The 16,922-nt window shown below is 50.9% G+C and carries 17 protein-coding genes; all 17 read right to left on the reverse strand.

All coding sequences use genetic code 11. The annotated features are described in order from the left end of the window. Positions 1 to 106: 106 nt before the first annotated feature. The 17 genes from trxB to BMX58_RS06890 all read right to left on the reverse strand — a co-directional run bounded on the left by trxB (position 107) and on the right by BMX58_RS06890 (position 16,893). Positions 107 to 1,078, reverse strand: coding sequence for a thioredoxin-disulfide reductase (trxB, locus tag BMX58_RS06810; protein ID WP_068620924.1), 972 nt, complete (start codon positions 1,076 to 1,078; stop codon positions 107 to 109). Positions 1,079 to 1,290: 212 nt separating this feature from the next. Beyond that, on the reverse strand, positions 1,291 to 2,184 hold the full coding sequence (gene galU / locus BMX58_RS06815) for a UTP--glucose-1-phosphate uridylyltransferase GalU (RefSeq protein WP_068620922.1): 894 nt from the start codon (positions 2,182 to 2,184) through the stop codon (positions 1,291 to 1,293). Then, positions 2,181 to 3,227: an NAD(P)H-dependent glycerol-3-phosphate dehydrogenase gene (locus BMX58_RS06820; RefSeq protein ID WP_068620920.1), complete on the reverse strand. Its 1,047-nt coding sequence runs from the start codon at positions 3,225 to 3,227 to the stop codon at positions 2,181 to 2,183. Before BMX58_RS06820 ends, galU begins: the two co-directional genes overlap by 4 nt. Before the next feature lie 19 nt (positions 3,228 to 3,246). Further along, positions 3,247 to 3,897 (reverse strand): HAD-IA family hydrolase, encoded by a 651-nt coding sequence (locus tag BMX58_RS06825; RefSeq protein WP_068620918.1) that lies wholly within the window; start codon positions 3,895 to 3,897, stop codon positions 3,247 to 3,249. A gap of 7 nt (positions 3,898 to 3,904) precedes the next feature. Next, entirely contained in the window at positions 3,905 to 4,741 is an 837-nt protein-coding gene (gene lgt, locus BMX58_RS06830) for a prolipoprotein diacylglyceryl transferase (RefSeq protein ID WP_068620917.1), read from the reverse strand. 20 nt (positions 4,742 to 4,761) lie between these two features. Beyond that, complete coding sequence (hprK, locus tag BMX58_RS06835) at positions 4,762 to 5,700, reverse strand: HPr(Ser) kinase/phosphatase (protein WP_068620915.1); 939 nt, start codon at positions 5,698 to 5,700, stop codon at positions 4,762 to 4,764. A gap of 214 nt (positions 5,701 to 5,914) precedes the next feature. After that, positions 5,915 to 6,259, reverse strand: coding sequence for a phage holin family protein (locus BMX58_RS06840; RefSeq protein WP_068620913.1), 345 nt, complete (start codon positions 6,257 to 6,259; stop codon positions 5,915 to 5,917). Continuing rightward, entirely contained in the window at positions 6,259 to 6,576 is a 318-nt protein-coding gene (locus BMX58_RS06845) for a PspC domain-containing protein (protein ID WP_068620912.1), read from the reverse strand. The genes BMX58_RS06840 and BMX58_RS06845 overlap by 1 nt, the downstream gene beginning before the upstream one ends. Before the next feature lie 41 nt (positions 6,577 to 6,617). Then, complete coding sequence (gene liaX / locus BMX58_RS06850; RefSeq protein ID WP_068620910.1) at positions 6,618 to 8,129, reverse strand: daptomycin-sensing surface protein LiaX; 1,512 nt, start codon at positions 8,127 to 8,129, stop codon at positions 6,618 to 6,620. 209 nt (positions 8,130 to 8,338) lie between these two features. After that, the gene (uvrA, locus tag BMX58_RS06855) at positions 8,339 to 11,188 is read right to left on the reverse strand and encodes an excinuclease ABC subunit UvrA (RefSeq protein WP_068620908.1); all 2,850 of its coding nucleotides are present in this window, start codon (positions 11,186 to 11,188) and stop codon (positions 8,339 to 8,341) included. A 142-nt stretch (positions 11,189 to 11,330) separates the two neighbouring features. Beyond that, positions 11,331 to 11,642 carry an ArsR/SmtB family transcription factor gene (locus tag BMX58_RS06860; protein ID WP_068620906.1) on the reverse strand — a complete coding sequence of 104 codons (312 nt, stop codon included), beginning with the start codon at positions 11,640 to 11,642 and terminating at the stop codon, positions 11,331 to 11,333. Between the two features lie 156 nt (positions 11,643 to 11,798). Then, a complete protein-coding gene (gene phoU, locus BMX58_RS06865) occupies positions 11,799 to 12,467 on the reverse strand; it encodes a phosphate signaling complex protein PhoU (protein ID WP_068620904.1) in 669 nt (222 codons plus the stop codon). Between the two features lie 43 nt (positions 12,468 to 12,510). Further along, a complete protein-coding gene (pstB, locus tag BMX58_RS06870) occupies positions 12,511 to 13,275 on the reverse strand; it encodes a phosphate ABC transporter ATP-binding protein PstB (RefSeq protein ID WP_068620902.1) in 765 nt (254 codons plus the stop codon). A 12-nt stretch (positions 13,276 to 13,287) separates the two neighbouring features. Continuing rightward, a complete protein-coding gene (gene pstB, locus BMX58_RS06875; RefSeq protein WP_068620900.1) occupies positions 13,288 to 14,094 on the reverse strand; it encodes a phosphate ABC transporter ATP-binding protein PstB in 807 nt (268 codons plus the stop codon). Positions 14,095 to 14,127: 33 nt separating this feature from the next. After that, on the reverse strand, positions 14,128 to 15,012 hold the full coding sequence (pstA, locus tag BMX58_RS06880; RefSeq protein ID WP_068621257.1) for a phosphate ABC transporter permease PstA: 885 nt from the start codon (positions 15,010 to 15,012) through the stop codon (positions 14,128 to 14,130). Positions 15,013 to 15,014: 2 nt separating this feature from the next. Then, on the reverse strand, positions 15,015 to 15,932 hold the full coding sequence (gene pstC / locus BMX58_RS06885) for a phosphate ABC transporter permease subunit PstC (protein ID WP_068621255.1): 918 nt from the start codon (positions 15,930 to 15,932) through the stop codon (positions 15,015 to 15,017). 100 nt (positions 15,933 to 16,032) lie between these two features. Then, a complete protein-coding gene (locus BMX58_RS06890; protein ID WP_068620898.1) occupies positions 16,033 to 16,893 on the reverse strand; it encodes a phosphate ABC transporter substrate-binding protein PstS family protein in 861 nt (286 codons plus the stop codon). Between the last annotated feature and the right edge of the window lie 29 nt (positions 16,894 to 16,922).

Consider the following 16,922-nt stretch of genomic DNA (forward strand, 5'->3'; position numbering starts at 1 on the left):
AGCAAAAAGATGGAATCTACAAAAAAAGTTCATGCTCTGGAATCAGAACATGAACTTTTCGGATAATTGGAATCTGAACAACATTGCGATATACGCTTATTTTTTCTCAGTCCACTGTTTCGGCAGCCGCTTCGGCAGCTTCGAGGCGGTCATGCAAGTCTTCGATGTAGGCAAATGCTCGGTTCCCGGCTTCCCCGCCATCACCGACAGCAGTCGTGATTTGGCGCAGCAGTTTTTGCCGGACATCCCCGATTGCAAAAATGCCCGGTACGGCGGTCTCCATATGCTCGTTTGTGATGATCCAGCCTTCTCCATCCGTGATCCCCAGGTCGAGGAAAGCATCCGATTGCGGCAAGATGCCTACGTAGATGAAGACGCCGTCCACGGCTTTTTCTGTGATTTCATTGGTTTTCTTGTTGCGGATCACGACGCCCGTGACTTTTTGTCCGTCACCTTTGATTTCTTCCACAACGGAATCCCAGGTGATGCTGATTTTTTCATTTTTGAAAGCACGGCCTTGGATGATTTTTTGGGCACGGAATTCATCGCGGCGGTGCACGATGTTGACATCGGCGAACTGGGTCAGGTAGATCCCTTCCTCCACAGCCGAATCTCCGCCGCCGATCACAGCCAATTGTTTGCCTCTAAAGAAAGCCCCATCACAGACGGCACAATAGGACACGCCACGGCCGTTGTACTGATCTTCTCCAGGGATACCCAATTTGCGGTGGTGGGAACCGGTCGCGATGATGACGGCGCGCGCCTTGTAGGATTTTTTGCCTGCTTCGACGATGCGGTAATCCCCGTCGACCACGATGCGTTTCACATCTCCATAGGCGTGCTCGGCTCCGAATTGCATCGCGCTCTCGTACATTTTTTCGGCCAGTTCCGGTCCCAAAATTGACTTGAAGCCAGGATAATTTTCCACCTCGGCAGTATTGTTCATCTCTCCGCCCGGGATGCCGCGTTCCAGCAATAAAGTGCTTAGATTGGACCGCGATGCGTAAAGAGCTGCTGTCATCCCCCCCGGACCCGCTCCGATGACGATGACGTCATAAATTTTTTCGGTTTGCTCCATATTTATTGTATCTCCTTCTGGTGTTAGGTCTCTTCCGGCTGGATGCCGGAATAGGATTCCTATTCAGTTTACTCTGACTTTATTGTTTGTGCCACAATTCTGCTCAGAGCCCGCATTCAAGAAGAAACCGGGCCATGAATCGCAACACGATCGATGGTCCGGCTTCTTCTGTTTTTGCTTTACAAACTAAAGGTTTTGGTAAGCCTGAGTGTCTACTTGGCTTCATCTTCGGCAGCCAGCTTTTCGCCCAGCTCCACCAGATAGTCTTTCAATTTGTCTTTGATTTCCGGATGGGACAGGCCATAGGAAATGCTTGTCGTCAGGAAACCGAATTTATCTCCGACATCAAAACGCTTGCCGTCGAAGCGTTTTGCAAACACGCGTTGTGTCTGGTTCAAGGTATCGATGGCGTCGGTCAATTGGATTTCTCCGCCTGCACCCGGGTTTTGATTTTCCAGAATTTCAAAAATCTCCGGCGTCAGCAAGTAGCGGCCGATGATCGCCAAATTGCTCGGTGCGTCCTCCGGCTTCGGCTTTTCGACGAATCGGCGGACGTTGAACAAGCCTGGCTCCAGTTCCTGATCCGGATCGATGATGCCGTACTTGGAAGTTTCTTCATGGGGTACTTCCATCACAGCGATGTTCGAAGCATGGGTCCGTTCATAGGCATCCATCAACTGCTTGGTCAATGGTACCTCATCTTCCATCAGGTCATCACCAAGCATGACCACAAACGGCTCATCCCCGACAAAAGCCTTTGCCTGAAGGACCGCATGGCCCAGACCCAATGGGTAAGATTGGCGGACGAAATGGATGCGCAAACCGGTTGTTTCCTGCACCAGCTCCAGCAGTTCATTTTTGCCCTTTTCGCGCAGGTTGGCTTCCAATTCGATGTTCGAGTCGAAATGGTCCTCGATCGGACGTTTGCTTTTGCCGGTTACGATCAGGATATCCTCGATCCCGGATTCGATCGCTTCTTCAACGATGAATTGGATCGTTGGCTTATCGACGATCGGCAACATCTCTTTTGCCATCGCTTTCGTTGCCGGTAAAAAACGTGTGCCGAATCCTGCGGCTGGAATGACTGCTTTTCTGACTTTCTTCATATCTTTTGGCTCCCCTTTTCCACATTTTGAGAGGATTGTTCCGCTTTGCCTTCGCGCAGCATCAATTCCTCGATTGCTTTTTTGACATCGACGTTCTTGTACAACACCTTATAGATGGCTTCCGTGATCGGCATTTCGATGCCTTTTTCCTGAGCCAATTCATAAGCGGCTTTTGTCGTCGCGACGCCTTCAACGACCATCCCCATGTTATTCAGCACTTCATCCAGAGCATGGCCTTTGCCGATCAGATCTCCGGCCCGCCAGTTCCGCGAGTGGCGGCTTGTGCCGGTCACGATCAGATCGCCTACCCCGCTCAAGCCGATGAAGGTCAACGGGTCGGCACCGAAAGCGATCCCCAGACGGCTGATTTCTGCCAATCCACGGGTCATCAAAGCCGCCTTTGCATTATCGCCATAACCCAATCCATGGAGCGCACCTGCCCCCACAGCGATGATGTTCTTCAGGGCAGCCCCCAGTTCCACTCCGATCACATCCGTATTCCGGTATACCCGGAAATAAGGATTCATGAACAATTTTTGGACATAAGCGGCGTCCGCTTCATTCTCGGATGCGGCAGTGATCGTCGTGATGTCCTTTTTGGCGACTTCCTCCGCATGACTTGGTCCGGAAAGGACGACCAAGCTGTCGTATTTTTCAGCCGGAATCTCTTCCTTGATGATGACCGAAATCCGCTTATGGGTATCCTGCTCCAAGCCTTTGCTGGCATGGATCAGGTGCGGCTTTGTTTGCCCGTCCAAGAGCGGTGCGACTGCTTTGGCGACCGCACGGATCGCTTTTGTCGGCAACACGAATAAAAGCGCGTCCGCTCCACTGATGGCGGCTTTCAGATCGGTGTACCCCACAATCGCTTCGCTCAGCCGTGCGCCGGGCAAATAATGCTTATTCGTATGCTGCTCGTTGATTTCTTGGATCTGTTGCGGGTCATTCCCCCAAAGGCGGACTTCATGCCCATTTTCATCCAAAACCATGGATAGGGCGGTTCCCCAAGATCCTGCCCCCAATACGGCGACTTTTTGTTTCATTCTGTTCTCTCCCTCTCCCTTAAGCTCTCATGCCGGAAAGAATGTATTCTTCCAACTCCTGTGGATCCTTGACTATTTTTGTTGGCCGGTATGGCTGGATGAAAGACGTCGTTTTTTCCGACCAACCCACAAAAACGCTAGTGACGCCGGCATTATTGCCTGCGACTATGTCATGGTGATTGTCTCCGACCATCACGCTGGTTTCTCTTTCAGCATCCAGACGCTCCATGGCCAAGAAGAGCGATTCCGGATCAGGTTTCGGGTGCGAAAAACCGTCGGAACCGATGATCGTGTCAAAATATTCCGTGATGCCAAGGATCGATACACCCCGTTTCAGCACATCGCTGCGTTTTGTCGAAACGACACCCAAGCGCAGGCCCTCTTGTTTGAGGTTCTCCAGCATTTCTTTGATGCCGGGGAAAATGCCGATCATGTCGTCATGCTTCGCCAGCATCACTTCCCGGTAACGGGCGCCCAGCTCCTGTTGGCGGCTTTGATCAAGGTTGCCGTATATTTCCTCTAAACTGGGACCGTTGAACTGCGCCATTTCCTCTTTTTTGAATCTGCCCGGAAAATTTTCCTCCATGACGACAAAGTGGCTTTCACTGATGAGCCGGTTCGTGTCTGCAAGCGTACCATCAAAATCAAGTAATACCGTTTTAAAAGTCATTCTTAAGTTAGGCTTCCTTTCTGCTGATGTCCGTGTAGTAAGGATCGGGCGGATAATTGTTTCTCCGTCGGTAAGCCCAGACTGCCATCGCGCCAAGGAAGAGCAGGATGGAAAGCGCCTGGGAAACCCTGATCGGTCCGAAAAGATAGAGGCTGTCCGTGCGCATACCTTCAATGAAGAAGCGCCCAAACGAATACCACATGACATAAGTCAGCGTCACCTCGCCAGTCCGCAAAACCCGTTCTTTTCTGCGCAGGAACAGAATCAGCACAAATCCGGCCAACGACCAAAGCGATTCATACAGGAAAGTCGGATGATAGTAGGTGCCGTTGATGTTCATCTGCTCGATGATGAATTCAGGCAGGAACAATTTCTCCAAAAAAGCGCGGCTGACTTCCCCGCCATGCGCTTCCTGATTCATGAAATTGCCCCATCTGCCGATCGATTGCGCAATCAGCACTGCTGGTGCCAGTATGTCCAGTGTCAAGGCAAGCGAAATCCCTTTACTTTTCGTGTACCAATAGATCGTCAGAATACCGGCGATCAATGCACCGTAAATGGCGATGCCGCCATTCCAGATCTGGATGATTTCGCCGGGATTCTGCAGGTAATAGTCCAGCTCGAACAGCACATAATAGATGCGGGCACCGATGATTCCGATCGGTATCGCCCAGAACATCATATCGACGATGAAATCAGGATCCAATCCCTTTTTCTCCGCCTCTTTCGTCGCCAGCGCCATGGCAACAAGAATCCCTGCCGCGATGATGACGCCGTACCACCGGATTTCCAACCCACCGAACGACAATGCGATGGGGTTCAATACAGCTATCAAATTATCCATTACATCCTCCTTTGTAAAGCTTATTCACCTTTTTGGGCATTCTCTTTTATCAGGGCTTCCAGATTCCTTTCGAAAGTCTCAGCGGCGTTGTAACCCATTGTTTTCGCACGGAAATTCATGGCCGCCACTTCGATGATGATGGCAAGATTTCGTCCGGTTTTTACCGGAATTGTGATTTTAGGGATGCCGACATCGAGAATGTTCACGATTTCCTCCGTGCTGCCCAGTCTTTCGAACTTCTTGTCTTTGCTCCAAAGCTCCAGGTTGACGATCAGGTTGACTTCATTGGTCTGCTTGACGGCACCGGCCCCGAATAGCGTCATCACATCGATGATGCCGATTCCGCGGATTTCGATCAGATGGCGCAGGATGCCCGGTGCCTCGCCGATCAGCGTATTTTCGTCGTGTTGATACAGATCAACGCGATCGTCGGCAACCAGACGGTGTCCTTTTTGGATCAGTTCCAAAGCCGTTTCCGACTTCCCGACGCCGCTGTCCCCGGTTATCATGACGCCCATCCCGAAAACATCAACGAAAACCCCGTGCATCGAAACCCGTTCCGCCAATTTGCCTTCAAGGAAGTTGGTGATGTTGCTGGATACTCTTGTCGTTCTGGATTGCGCCGAAAGGATCGGAATGCCGGCTTCCTGCGCGGCTTTCATCAATTCAGCAGGGGCCGGAAGCCGGCGCCCGATGACGAAGCAAGGCGTTTCTTTACTGCAAAGACGCCTCATCACGATCAGCCGCTCTTCGGCGGTCATCCTTTCGATGAATGTCAGTTCCGTTTTCCCCAGCAATTGGATGCGGGCCGACGGGTAAAAGTTAAAAAATCCGGTCAACTCAACGCCGGGTCTGGAGATTTCGCTGGTCGTGATCTTGTTTCCCAAAAATTCTTCTCCGCTCAGTACAATATAACCTGAAGAATTCACTAATTCTCGTACAGTGACTGTATTCGCCATGCTTATCCCTCGCTCTATCCTATAATTGCCTGCACTCGATCAGGCAGGCTTTTCTTATTTTTTTCTTGCCGCAAGCACGAACCGAAGCCGCTTGTGGTTGAGTGTATTCCTATCCATCATAACATTTTATTGATGCATACGAAAGCACAAAAAGGCAGCTGAAACAATCGTTTCAACTGCCTTCCATGCTATTTTGAAGTTGGCAACGCACGGCTCAATACGAATCATCCCTGTTCAGGAACAGATGCACAGCCGACATGATCAGTGCCACCAGGAATGCCGTGCCGAAGTTTGTGAAATGGAAGCCTGGCCCCACCAACCATGACGTCAGATACAGCATGAAGCCATTGATGACGAAGCTGAACAAACCGAAAGTAAGGATCGTGATCGGGAACGAGAGGATCGAAAGCACCGGTTTGATCAAAAAGTTGACGATGCCCAGGACAATGCTGGCCCAGAATGCCGTCCAGAGACTATGCACATAAAATGAGGGTGCCATAAAATAAGCCAACGCGACGAAAACCAGCGAATTGACAGCTGCTTTCTTCCAAAATCCCATCAGAAATCACTCCAGTCGTCCTCTTCTTGTTTGTCCACTGGCTTTGCTTCCTTTACGGGTCTTGAAGCATCGGAATTGCGGCGGGAAGATGAAGAACCATATGTTCCGCCGAATGACTGGCCGCTTCCGCTTTGACCCGGTTCAGGCATCAGAATCGCCATCAGGATGTACAGCAACACGGGCGATCCAACCCCCGCAAATACGGCAATCAGGAAAATCACGCGCACAATCGTCGAGTCGATGCCGAAGTATTCGGCGATGCCTCCAAGCACCCCGCTGACTTGCCTGTCCGTAGCAGATTTCGTTAATTTTTTCATGGTCATTCTCTCCTTATGGATACTGTTTATTGCAGTTATTTTCAGTTATTTTTTAAGAATATGTTTCCTGTTGTTGTCTTTAATTCTACCATAACCGGCGATTCTTCGTCCATTCGTCTGAATTCCAGATACTTGTTCGTGCGCTCATCTTTCTGGCGGATGATTTCGATGTTCTCCATCCGGTTCATGATCTGACCCAAGGAACTGCTGGCTTTCACCTCTGCGCTTTTCGCAGCCGGCAAGGATAGTTTGACGGATCCGTTCACGGAACTGGCCTGGATCTGTTTCGCGGTTGTTACCGGATAGGACAGTTTCACATCGCCGTTCACAACGGAAACAGTCGCGCTGATGACATCGCTTTTGATCGTCAGGCTGCCGTTGATGGTCTTCGCCAGGACGTCTATGATCGTGCTTTCCGATACATCCAGATTACCGTTGACGCCGTCCGTCTCCAGCATGATGGCCTTGAGTCCCGAGATGAGCATATTGCCGTTAGTGGATTTGATGTAGAAATCTTTTCCTTCGATGTTTTTCAGGGTCGCATTCCCGTTCAGCATTTTGATTGCGACATAATCGTATTCGCGCTTCGGCAGGGAGACGATGATATCGCATTTCACCCGCTTGTTCGGAACCCGGAAGGTGAATTTGTCTTCATCCATCACCACCGTGCTTCGCGCTTCGAATGCTTCTTTTGCTGTCGCTTCTTCGGTTTTTCCGTAGATTTTCACATCAGCTGCGACCGAAATGGTTTCGTTTTCCCAGCTCTGCAGCGTCACGTTGCCGTTCGCCAATTGGAAATCCAGGATCGTAGCTGTATTTTGATCGAACGTGAACTCATGCTGGAATTTGCTGGTGATCAGCCCGGGTATTTTGATGTTGAAGTCGGTTTCTTTCCAATCGACACTCTCAACCACAGTTTGGACCGTATCGGTCAAAAATTTGCCGAGTTGCGCGCCTGCTTTGCTCAAGCGCTCCGTCAGGTTCGTGGCCGTGTCTTTCCATTCATCCTTGTTGCCCAGTTTCTCTCCAAAAGATTTCACGCTGTTCTCCACATGCTCTTTTTTGAGGCTGCGCATTTTTTGCTCCATCTCGGCTTTTTCGGCTTCGAGTGCGTCAGCTTGCCCGCGGAGCCCTTCCAGCTCTTCATCCAATCGCATCAGGGTGATTTCTTGTTCTCCGGTCAAATCGCCTAATTCATCGGCCGTGGCCAATTCTTGCCTTTTTTCGGATTTCTCGCTGATCTGTTTCTTCAGCGTCAAGAGTGCTTCGCCTTTTGCGTCGATTTGTGAAGAAAAATAGGAAATTTCGCTGGCCAGTTCATCCAAAATCTTTTCCAAATTTTTCCGGTCCTCGGTTTCCGGATCCGCTGATTGTCCGGTCTGCTCCGTGTCTTTGGCTGCAGCATCAGGTGCGTCCGTAAAATCCTGCCGCTGATTCAATTTCACAGCATCTTTCCCTTCACGTTTGGCCAAGTTCTCCAGCAGCACCAACGCTTCTTCTGTAGTGATGATGCCTTCTCTTACCAACGCCAAAATACGGTCTCTTTCATTCATGGTGGTTCCTCCTTGATGGTTATCCATTTATCTATGCACGGACATGGGACAGTTTGCCAGTTTCTGATTATCTGTAACTTATGTACTCATTATGCCCAATTTTCCGGACCTTGTCATAGGTCTAAAGATTGATTTTCCCTTCAGCAAAAATGCTTAGAGGCTCCTGAACAAAACAAAAGGCCAACCGGAAATTCGGCTGACCTTTTTGACTAGATTGTTTTTTGGTTTCTGGCTTTGTCCCGCTTCAGAATCGGTTTCAGGAATTGGCCCGTATAACTGCCCGCCACTTCGGCAATTTCTTCAGGCGTTCCCGTGGCAAGCACTGTTCCGCCGCCGGCACCGCCTTCAGGTCCCATATCGATGATGTAATCGGCGGTTTTGATCACGTCCAGATTGTGTTCGATCACGACGATCGTGTTGCCGGCTTCCACCAAACGATCCAAAACCTGCAACAATCTGGCGATGTCATGCGTGTGCAGACCGGTTGTGGGTTCATCCAATATGTAGAACGTCTTCCCGCTGGATACCCGTTGCAATTCGCTGGCGAGTTTCATCCGTTGCGCTTCGCCCCCGGATAACGTCGTGGCCGGCTGCCCCAGTTTCACATAGCCCAGACCGACATCGACGATGGTCTGCAGTTTTCTTCTGATTTTAGGGATGGCTTCAAAATACTCCAAAGCTTCCTCGATCGTCATCTCCAGGACTTGCGCGATATTCTTGCCTTTGTACTGCACTTCCAAAGTTTCCGAATTGTAGCGCGTGCCGTGGCAGACTTCGCAAGGCACATAGACATCCGGCAAGAAATGCATCTCGATCTTCAGGATGCCGTCGCCGCGGCAGGCTTCACAACGCCCGCCTTTGACATTGAAGCTGAAACGGCCTTTTTTGTAGCCGCGTATCTTGGCTTCGTTGGTGCTGGCGAAAAGATCGCGCATATCGTCGAAGACACTCGTGTAGGTCGCCGGATTGCTCCGCGGCGTCCGTCCGATCGGGCTTTGATCGATGTCGATGACTTTCTCCAGACTTTCGTAGCCGCTGATTGTCTTGAACTTGCCCGGTTTTTCTTTTGTGCGGGTCAATTCTTTGGCAAGAGCCGTCTTCAGGACATTGTTGACCAAAGAGCTCTTCCCGGAACCGGAAACGCCCGTGACCGCCACGATTTTCCCTAAAGGGAATTCCGCATCGACATTCTTCAGGTTGTTTTCGGTGGCGCCGGTCACTTTCACAGCCCCCCGGTCTTCCGTCCTGCGCGTTTCCGGAACCGGAATGAACAATTCACCCGACAGGTATTTGCCGGTCAGGGAGGTTTTATCATTCATGACTTCTTCGGGAGTACCGGCAGCAACAATTTTTCCGCCAAGCTCCCCGGCGCCCGGTCCGATATCGATCAGATAATCCGCCTGCATCATCGTATCCTCGTCGTGTTCCACAACAATGAGTGTATTCCCGAGATCGCGCATGTTTTTCATCGATTCGATCAGCCGGTTGTTGTCGCGCTGATGCAGGCCGATCGATGGCTCATCGAGGATATAGAGCACGCCTGAGAGATTGGAGCCGATTTGCGTCGCCAGACGAATCCGCTGTGCTTCCCCGCCGGAAAGCGTGCCCGCCGTCCGGCTCAGCGTCAGATAGTCCAGGCCGACATTTTTCAGGAAAACCAAGCGCGACAAAATTTCCTTCAGGATGGGCGCAGCAATCTGCTTCTCCTGTTCCGAAAGCGAAATTTTCTCGAAGAAATCGACAGCCTTATCGATGGCGAACTCCGTGACTTGGCCGATATCATGCTCGGCCACTTTAACCGAAAGGGCTTGTTCATTCAGACGGTAACCGTGGCAAGTCTGGCAAGGCAGCTCGGTCATGTATTGGCGCATCGCTTCGCGCGTGAAATCGCTCGAAGTCTCTTTGTAGCGCCGATTGACGTTGGTGATGACCCCTTCGAAGGGGATGTCGACATCCCGAACGCCGCCGAATTCATTCTGATAGTGGAAATGGAACAAATGTCCGCCATCCCCATAAAGCAATTTCCGCTGGGTTTCGTTGCTCAGCTCGCCGAACGGAACATCCGTGGCGATTCCGTTCTGATCACAGAACTGGCGCAGCATTTCCGGATAGTAATTTGAGCTGATCGGATTCCAAGGAGCCAAGGCCCCTTCATCCAAACTCAATTGTTTGTCCGGAACAATCATATCGGGATCGACTTCCAATTTCATCCCGAGCCCATCGCATTCGGAGCAGGCTCCGTAGGGCGCGTTGAAGGAGAAGAGCCGCGGTTCGATTTCCCCGATCGTAAATCCGCAGTACGGGCAGGCATGGTGCTCGCTGAAGAGAAGCTCTTCCCCGTCGACGACATCGACGATGGCGTACCCATCCGCCAGATGCAAAGCTGCTTCAATCGAATCGAAGAGCCGGGAACGGATGCCCTCCTTGATGACCACGCGATCGACAACGATGGCGATGTCATGCTTTTTGTTTTTCTCGAGTTCGATGTCATCGGAGACGTCTAAAAGCTCCCCGTTGACGCGGACGCGCACATAGCCTTGCTTTTTGATGTCCTCGAACACTTTCTTGTGCTGGCCTTTTTTCCCTTTGATGATCGGGGCCAATATCTGCAGTTTCGTGCGTTCCGGCAGCTCCAGGACCTGGTTCACCATCTGCTCGGGCGACTGGCTGCTGATCGGCGTACCGTCATTCGGGCAGATGGGATGACCGATCCGGGCAAAAAGCAGACGCAGGAAGTCATTGACTTCAGTGACTGTGCCGACGGTCGAACGCGGATTGCGGCTTGTCGTTTTCTGGTCGATCGCTATCGCCGGACTCAAGCCGTCGATGCTGTCCACATCCGGTTTGTCCATCTGGCCCAGAAACTGGCGGGCATAAGCGGAAAGGCTTTCCACATACCGCCTTTGCCCTTCTGCGTAAAGGGTATCGAAAGCCAATGAACTCTTTCCCGAACCGGAAAGGCCGGTCATCACGACAAGCTTATCCCGGGGGATGGTGACATCTATATTCTTCAAATTGTGCGAACGGGCTCCCCGTACGATGATTTGGTCTTTTGCCATAATCTCAGATCCTTCTTTGACTTATTGTTTTTCTTTGGTTGTGGTCTGTTTCCAGTTCAGTATACCATATCCCGGCCCAAAAAGAACACTAGTTCGTACGGTTGTCCGCGATTGTTTCTTGCTTGTTGCCGCTGTGCGTGCCTCACATGGACTCTTCTTTCCTGCCATGTTCCGCATGTTCGACAGCCAAGTGCAGGATTTCATAGACATGCTGGTCATCCTGGCTATAGAGGATGTTCTTCCCGTTCCTTCTGCCCTTGACCAGTTTCGCTTCGCGCAATTTCTTTAGTTGGTGGGACACCGCTGATTGCTCAAGGTCCAGTTCTTCGGCGATGGCATTGACGCTCATTTCCCGATTCTCCAGTGCATGCAGGATCAAAAAACGGGTCGGATCACCGATCAATTTGAAAATTCGTGTAACATCTTGGATGGTTTCTGTCTTCAAACCTGACATCCTTTCTTTTTGTCCCTATCCGTGCTTTCATTTCCTATTTTAGCAAACTCGTACGTTCTGTGAAAGCTATTGCCCTCGCCGTGCAGGCCGCCAGCGCACCAACAAGAAAAAGAGCCCTGCAGCACCTTTGGGTACCGCAAAGCTCTTGTCGCTCAATTATAATTTATGATGGACATTCAACTCTACGACTTTTCCGGAATCGAGGTAGATGATCCATTCGGAAATATTTGTTACATAGTCCCCGATTCTTTCCAGATAAGTCGAAATGCGCATGTAGTTTGTCCCGCCCAAAACGATATCCGGGTCTTGTTTCATTTGCTCGATGCAGCTTTCATAGATTTTCTTGGCGGCAGCGTCGATCTCTGTATCCCACGCGGCAATTTCCCGCGCGCGTTCGACATCGAGGACGACATAGGCATCCAGGACTTCTTTGACCATTGCCATGACCTTCAAAGCTGTCTCCGCGATGGCCGTTTCGATATCGGCATTATGCTTTTGGCCCTTCACTTTGATCGTCGATTTTGCGATGCTGACGGCATGATCGCCGATCCGTTCCAAGTCCGCACTGGCTTTCATCACGGTGACGATTTTGCGCAAGTCCGTAGTGACCGGCTGTTGCAAAGCAATCAATTCGAAGCATTCGATTTCCAGATCGTTCTCGAGCTTATTGATGGCAGCATCTTCGTCTATGACTAGTTGCGCCAGTTCTTTATCGTGCGTGACAAATGCGTCGATTGACTTATGGATCGCTGCATTCACCAATACACCCATCTTCAAAAAGTGAGCGTGCAAACTCTCTAATTCCTCTTCAAACACTCGTCTCATCACAAACCAACCCCTTTGTAAATATATTTCATTATGCAACGGATCAGCCGAAACGTCCAGAAATATAATCTTCCGTTTGTTTTTCTTTCGGATTCGTGAAAATTTGGCTTGTTTCACCAAACTCGATCAATTCGCCGCTCAAGAAAAAGGCGGTATTGTCAGAGATCCGCGACGCTTGCTGCATATTGTGCGTGACAATGATCATCGTGTAGTCTTCTTTCAATTCCATCAGCATGCGTTCGATCTGCGCACTGGAAATCGGATCCAATGCGCTCGTCGGCTCGTCCAATAGGATGACTTCGGGTTCGATAGCCAATACCCGCGCGATGCAGACGCGTTGCTGTTGCCCTCCTGACAAGGACAAAGCGCTCTGATCCAATTTATCCTTGACGTCATCCCAAACCGCAGCTTTCTTCAGGCTTTCTTCCACGATCCGGGCGATTTTTTCCTTGTCCTTCATTCCGGCGATGCGCAAGCCGTAGGCCACGTTGTCGAATACCGAAAAAGGGAATGGATTTGGCTGTTGGAAAACCATGCCGACCTTTTTCCGCAACTCTACCGTGTCCATTTGCGGACTGTAGATATCCTGGCCGTTGAAGCTGATTTTCCCGGTGACCGTCACATCCGGAATCAGGTCGTTCATGCGATTGAGGGTCCGCAAATACGTGGATTTGCCGCATCCGCTCGGCCCGATCAACGCCGTGATTTCTTTTTTGTAAAAATCAAGCGAAATACCCTTCAGCGCCTCGTTCTTACCGTAATATAGATGTACATCACGCGTTTCAATAATGGGTTTTGTGCTGTTCACGTTGCTTTCCTCCTAGCCGAAATGCCCAGAAACATAATCTTCCGTCTGTTGGATTTTCGGACGGGTAAAGATTTTTCTGGTCTCATCATATTCAATGACATTGCCCAAATAGAAGAACGCCGTATAGTCACTGATTCGGGATGCTTGTTGCATATTGTGCGTTACAATGATGATCGTATATTTTTCCTTCAGTTCCAGCAATGTTTCTTCGACTTGGGAAGTCGAAATCGGATCCAATGCGCTGGCCGGTTCATCCAAGAGCAGGATATCCGGCTTCAAGGCGATCGCCCGTGCGATGCAAAGTCGCTGCTGTTGGCCCCCGGAAAGCGCTAAGGCGCTCTTGTTCAGCTGATCCTTCACTTGGTCCCAGAGGGCAGCTTGTTTCAGGCTGGTTTCAACGATTTCGTCCAACGCCGCTTTGTCCTTCAGGCCATGCCTTTTCAATGCGAAAGCGATGTTCTCATAGATCGATTTGCTGAAAGGATTCGGTCGTTGGAACACCATGCCGATGTTTTTGCGCATCTCGAACACATCGATTTCAGGCACATTCACATCGATGCCTTGATAAATGATTTCCCCGGTCACCCTTGCTCCCGCCACAGTGTCATTCATCCGGTTCAGCGAACGCAGATAGGTGGACTTGCCGCACCCGCTCGGCCCGATCAGCGAGGTGATCTTATTCTTTTCAAATTCCATGGAAACGCCTTTGATCGCTTCAAAGTCACCGTAAAAAACATGCAGATCATTTGTTTTGAGGGCAACATCAGCATCCGGACGCATCCGGATGATATTCGTTTCCAGTGTTTTTCCATTTCCCATCAAGGGTTCCTCCTTCAAGTCAATTTTCCGGTTTTATGCAGAAGTAGCCTTTTTCTGCAATCTTCTGCCCAAGCTTCTTGCAGTCAGATTGAAGATGAGGACAGCCAATACCAATACTGCCGAAGCTCCGGCCGATACTTCCGCTCCATCCGGCTTCACGCCTTCACTGTTGATCTTCCAGATGTGCACAGCCAATGTTTCGGCAGGTCGGAAAATGTTTAAAGGACTTGTGATGGACCGCGGATTCCAGTTTGTGAAATCCAAAGCCGGCGCGCTCTGCCCGGCTGTATAGATCAAGGCGGCGGCTTCACCGAATATCCGCCCCGCAGCCAGAATCATCCCCGTCAGAATGCCCGGCAAGGCAGCCGGCAGAATGATCCGCGTCACGGTCTCCCAACGCGAAAGGCCCAACGCCAACCCGGCCTCGCGTTGCGAAGTAGGGATCGCCCGCAAGGAGTCTTCGATTGTCCGCGTCAGAAGCGGCAGATTGAAGATGGTCAATGACAAAGCACCCGAAAGGATCGAGAAGCCAAAATCATACTGGATGACGAAAATCAGGAATCCGAAGAGACCGACGACGACGGACGGCAAAGAGCTCAAAACTTCGATAGCCGTACGGATGATATCCGTGAACCAATTTTGGGGAGCATATTCCGAAAGGTAAATCGCAGCCCCCAGCGCAAGCGGTGTACTGATCAGCAATGTCAGGACCAAAAGATAAAAGGAATTGAATAATTGCACTCCGATTCCGCCGCCGATTTGGAAGGATTTCGCCGGTGCCGTCAAAAATTCCCATGAAAACTGAGGCAGGCCGCGCCACAGGATGAAAAGCAGCAAGCTTGCCAAAATAAGGATGATCGTGCCGGAAAACAAGTAAATCAGGCCGACCATGAATTTGTCTACTTTTTTGGGATTCAGGTTCATTTTTTTACGGCTCCTTTCTTACCGATGTAACGCGTTAAAATGTTGAAGAACAGAGCCATCAATAATAGGATGGTCGCCAATGACCAGAGCACATTGTTTTCCAACGTCCCCATCACCGTGTTCCCCATGCTCATCGTCAAAATACTGGTCAATGTCGATGCGGGGGTGACCAGGCTGGTCGGCATCAAAGTCGCATTTCCGATGACCATCTGAACGGCCAAGGCTTCACCGAACGCACGCGCCATTCCGAATACGACTGCCGTCAGCAGGCCCGGGGTCGCTGCCCGCAGCACCACTTTATAAATGGTCTGCCAGCGCGTTCCTCCCATAGCCAGGGAAGCTTCGCGGTAATGACGGGGGACCGCATTTAAAGCATCCACCGACATGCTGGTCACAGTCGGCAAAATCATGACGAACAGAACCAGGGTGGATGATAAGATACCGAACCCAGTGCCGCCGAACAAAGAACGGACCAACGGCACGACGACGGTCAGGCCGATGAAGCCGTATACGACCGACGGGATACCGACAAGCAGTTCGATGACCGGCTGCAGAATTTTTTTGCCGGATTTCGGCGAAATTTCCGTCATGAACAGCGCTGCCGCCACAGCAAACGGCGTCGCCAAAGCTGCGGAAATCAGCGTGACCAAAAATGAGCCCGCAATCATCGGCAGGGCGCCGACCAATGGCGTGCCGTCTTTAGCGACGGTGCCGGGATTCCAGATGCTCTTCGTCAAAAAATCCCCCAGTGATATGCCATCCGTGACAAAAGTGGATATCCCTTTGCTGGTGACAAAATAGAGAATGGACAGCACGATGAAGACGATGACTGTCGTGCTGATCAGACTGATGGTACGTCCAAATGATTCCAATCTGCGTTTACTAGACTTTTTCATTAAGTTTCCTGGTGTCATTTCCAAGAGAAACCCTCCTCTTAAACTTTGAGCCGCAACGAAAAGCGCCGTCCTTCGAAAAGGCGGCCGCCTTCCATCGCAATGATATTTCAGTTGCCTGCTATTCGATCGGCGTCACATTTCCTTCGATGTCCCTGTCGACCTTCATTTGCGTTGAAGGAATGTAGCCCAGTGCTTCGATCAGATTGCCTTGCACATCTTCCGACAGCATGTAATCCAGGAATTCTTTCGTCAATCCCGTAGGTTCACCCTTCGTGTACATATGTTCATAAGCCCAGATGACCCAAGCATTTGTCGCCACGTTCTCCGGAGTAGGTTCCACGCCGTCGATCGACAGCGGCTTGACATCCTCATTCACATATGAGAACGAGACATAGCTGATGGTGCCTGGTGTTGAAGCAACAATCTGACGGACGGTTCCGTTCGATTCCTGCTCCTGCGTGATGATGCTTTCTTCCCCTGCCAGAACCCACTTATCAAAGGTCGCCCGGGTTCCGCTGCCCTTCGCGCGGTTCAAAACAACGATCGGCAGATCCTTTCCGCCCAGCTCGGACCAATTGCTGTATTTGCCGGTAAAGATGCCGCGCAGCTCTTCCATGGAAAGATCGGTTACGCCGACTCCCGGCGTCACGATCGGCGTGATGCCGACGACAGCGACGCGGTGATCCACCAATTGGCTGGCATCGATCCCTTCCCTCTCTTCAGCAAAAATATCCGAATTTCCGATATCGACTGCACCTGCGGCAATCTGACTCAAGCCGGTTCCGGTTCCGCCGCCTTGGACATTGATGAATTTGCCCAGATTTTCCGCGCTGAATTGTTCCCCTGCGGCTTCCACCAACGGTTGCAGCGCCGAAGAGCCTACCGCCGTGATCGATTCCTCATCGACTACAGGTCCGCATGCGGACAACGAAAATGCGGCAGCAAGACTGACTATGGCCGTAACGTATTTTAATTTCATTGTGTACCTCCCATGTATTTGCACTGAAC

This window comes from Trichococcus ilyis, from assembly GCF_900109135.1.
GTDB lineage: Bacteria > Bacillota > Bacilli > Lactobacillales > Aerococcaceae > Trichococcus > Trichococcus ilyis.